This is a genomic window from Shewanella sp. SG41-4 (genome assembly GCF_014164505.1).
Taxonomy (GTDB): Bacteria; Pseudomonadota; Gammaproteobacteria; order Enterobacterales; family Shewanellaceae; genus Shewanella.
Genome location: NZ_JACJFI010000350.1, coordinates 1 through 3,329, shown reverse-complemented (window position 1 = coordinate 3,329; position 3,329 = coordinate 1). Strand labels below are relative to the sequence as shown.

General features: G+C 40.6%; 3 protein-coding genes. 2 read left to right on the top strand and 1 reads right to left on the bottom strand.

Annotated elements, in window-relative coordinates; translation table 11 throughout:
• Positions 1 to 4 precede the first annotated feature (4 nt).
• Positions 5 to 259, bottom strand: coding sequence for an EAL domain-containing protein (locus tag H5202_RS24820; protein WP_182773514.1), 255 nt, complete (start codon positions 257 to 259; stop codon positions 5 to 7).
• Positions 260 to 412: 153 nt separating this feature from the next.
• Between H5202_RS24820 and H5202_RS19435 the strand changes: the two genes are divergently transcribed.
• Together H5202_RS19435 and H5202_RS19430 are read left to right on the top strand one after the other, a co-directional pair.
• Complete coding sequence (locus H5202_RS19435; RefSeq protein ID WP_182773513.1) at positions 413 to 1,051, top strand: OB-fold-containig protein; 639 nt, start codon at positions 413 to 415, stop codon at positions 1,049 to 1,051.
• Positions 1,052 to 1,146: 95 nt separating this feature from the next.
• Complete coding sequence (locus H5202_RS19430; protein WP_182773512.1) at positions 1,147 to 2,910, top strand: flotillin family protein; 1,764 nt, start codon at positions 1,147 to 1,149, stop codon at positions 2,908 to 2,910.
• Positions 2,911 to 3,329: the final 419 nt, after the last annotated feature.

Genomic DNA, 3,329 nt, shown 5'->3' with positions numbered 1-3,329 from the left:
GGCACTAAGAGTGTAAAATGATGTCTTTAATGATAATTTCAGATGTTTTCTCAGTGTTTACTTTAGGTATTTGGAATAAATAACCTTGTAAAAAAATAGGCTTAAATTGACGTAAATAATCTAGCTGCTCTTTGGTTTCAACCCCTTCAGCAACAACATCAATATCGAGTTTATGAGCAAGCGCGACAATGCTTTCATAAATCCCAGCGCTTTTTTTATCATTAACAGCATCATTTAAAAAATCACGGTCAATTTTAATTTTGTCTACCCTCTGTGGTTAATCTCATTGGTTAGGTTTGACTGAGCTAGAGTGAATATATTCTAAAAAGTGTGGCTGCCTCATATCCTCCTGCAAAATAACATGATATTTTACAATCAAATGGAGTTTAACCCTTAGGTTTATGGAGGAGCAATGCAGGCTTTTTTAGTCGCTCAAGCAAATGTACCTTTTTCAATTGCGCTTGCTATTGTGGTCATATTGGGGATGTTCGAAATCATCGCCTTGATTGCAGGCTTAAGTGTATTTAGTGCACTTGAAAACTGGTTTTCATTCGATGTAGATACCGATGTCGACACCACTGTATCTGTTACCGGAATGACCGGTATACTCGGTTGGCTGTGTCTAAATCGTTTACCGTTACTTATTTGGTTTGTTTTAGCGTTAAGTAGTTTTGCGATAGCAGGCTATGTGATTAACTTTAGCTATTCACAACTTTTTGGCAGCTTTTTACCCCAATTAATCACCGTACCTGTAGCGTTAGTCGTAATGTTTTTTTCAAGTCATTTTATTGGTAATGGCATTGCCAATATTCTCCCAAAAAATGAAACCTCAGCAATATCAATTGATGCGCTTGGCGGTTGTGTCGGCAAGATCACCCAAGGTCGTGCGATAAAAGGCATGCCGACAGAAGCGGTGGTTCGGGACACATTTGGGCAGAAACACTATGTGTTAGTTGAACCAGAACACGACGATATCGAATTTTTGCCTGGCGTCGATGTTGTACTCATCGCTCATCAAGGCAAAGTCTGGACAGCAACCAGATTCAGTTAACCTAAAAATATCTGATTGAGATATACCCTAAAAATAAAAATGTCATTTCAATGACATTTTTTTGATAAACACTGTTGTATTTAAAAGGAAATTAAATGGAAACGTTAACAAACTTTGATTCAGGAAGCGGCTTTGTCCTCCTTATTGCTGGCATAGCAATATTAGGATTGATTATTATTGGGCTTATTTTTGCCAAACTGTACAAACGAGCCAGTAAAGAAATGGCGTTTGTTCGTACCGGGTTTGGCGGTGAGAAAATCATTAAAGATGGTGGCGCAATTGTGCTGCCAGTGCTGCACGAAACGATTTCGGTCAACATGAATACCTTGCGTATTGAAGTCGAAAAAAATCAAAAAGATGCCCTGATCACCAAAGACAGAATGCGCGTGGATGTAAAAGCCGACTTCTATTTACGTGTTGCGCCAAATGCCGAAGGGATTTCAATGGCAGCGCAAACGTTAGGCACACGGACTAATCGTGTTGAAGAACTTAAAAAATTAATGGAATCAAAGTTTGTCGACGTATTGCGTACCGTTGCCGCCGAAATGACCATGACCGAAATGCACGAGCAGCGGGCAGACTTTGTCCAGCGAGTGCAGAACAATGTCGCCAATGACCTTGAGAAAAACGGCCTAGAATTAGAATCTGTGTCGCTCACGGGTTTTGATCAAACTGACTTGCAATTTTTTAATGAAAATAACGCATTTGATGCCGAAGGTCGTGCTCGTCTAGCAAAAATCATTGAAGAAAAACGTAAAGAAACCAATGATATTCAACAAGAAAACCGTATCAAAATTGAACAGCGTAATCTTGAAGCAGAAAAAGAATCATTAGAAATCGAAAAGTCGGAAGAAGAAGCTCGCCTCGCGCAGCAACAGTCGCTCGAATTTAAACGTGCCGATCAAAAAGCTGAAATCATTAAACAAAAAGAAAACAAAGCCCGTGAAGAACGTGAAGCCGAAATTGCTAAAGAGCGCGCAATTGAAACGGCTGAAATTGAAAAAACCAAAGACATCGAAACCCGTGAAATTGAAAAGTATAAGTCTATTGAACAGTCACGCATTCAGCAGCAACGCGATATTGAAGTATCTGAACAAGACAAACGCATTGCGGTAGCCGCTAAGTCGGAAGAAGAGTCAGCCGCTCGTGCTCGCGCCGCTGAAGCTGAAAAAACCAAGGTAGAAAAAGAAGAAGCGGTTATTACTGCGCGCCAAACTGCTGAAGCTAATCGTCGTAAAGACATCGAAGTGATTGACGCCCGTAAAGAAGCTGAGCGTGAGGCTGTGGGGGTTACGGTTCGAGCTGAATCAGAAAAAGTTGCTGCGGAAGACAGAGCTAGCGCCATTTTAATTGAAGCGCGTGCCAGTGCAGACGCTAAGATGCTAAAAGCCTCAGCCGATGAGAAAATCTATGCAGTCGAAGCTGCGGGTAAGCGGGCACAGTACGAAGCTGAAAACGTACTGAGCAACGAACAAATTGCACTGCAAAGATCATTAGCCATATTAAAAGCCTTACCAGACATTATTGCTCAAGCGGTTAAGCCGCTTGAAAAAATTGAAGGTATTAAGATTTTACAAGGCTATGGTACGGGCAATCAAATGAGTCACGGCGAGGGTAACCAATCCCAAGGTGGTATTGCAGAGCAAGTAACCACTGCAGCATTAAACTATCGTGCTAATGCCCCTGTGGTTGACGCCATGCTACGAGAGTTAGGCCTAGTTAATTCAGAGTCTGGAAACTTAAATGACCTACTGACAGGCAATAATGCACTGACATCTGAAGCGATTAATGTCATTCAATCGGCCAAAACGGGCTTTAGTGTGGATGAAGTTATCCCTGGCGTTAATCCAGCGCAATAAATGCTAAGTGGCTAAGTTGTTAAATTATTCAATTACTAAGTGATTGAAGGGTGAATACCTCTTTAAAATATAAAAAGTGCCTTATGGCACTTTTTGTATTTATAGGCATCACGTAATAACAGCGTTATGCCGACTGCGTTCATTACTCAGATATTTAGCGGCTATGCGAAGCACTTTTTAATAAGTTAAAGTGTGAGTTACAACAACTGACCCCTAACAGATTCAGTGTTGTTCTGCCTTATGACATTATGGTCTTAATCGTGGAGAGACTTAATATTTTTTAAGGTTTATTGTTAGATTATTATAGGCTTGCTATGAACGTTCTCAGTGGTCAGAGGGCAGACTTTCAGCCATAGTAGTTGGAATTTAACTGTTAGTTATGATTGTATTATAGTCGCTATTGATTATCGATTATCAGC

What these genes read in the sequence shown, in the direction of transcription:
- H5202_RS19435 (WP_182773513.1), top strand. Translation starts at nt 413, where the DNA reads ATGCAGGCTTTTTTAGTCGCTCAAGCAAATGTACCTTTTTCAATTGCG.
- H5202_RS19430 (WP_182773512.1), top strand. Translation starts at nt 1,147, where the DNA reads ATGGAAACGTTAACAAACTTTGATTCAGGAAGCGGCTTTGTCCTCCTT.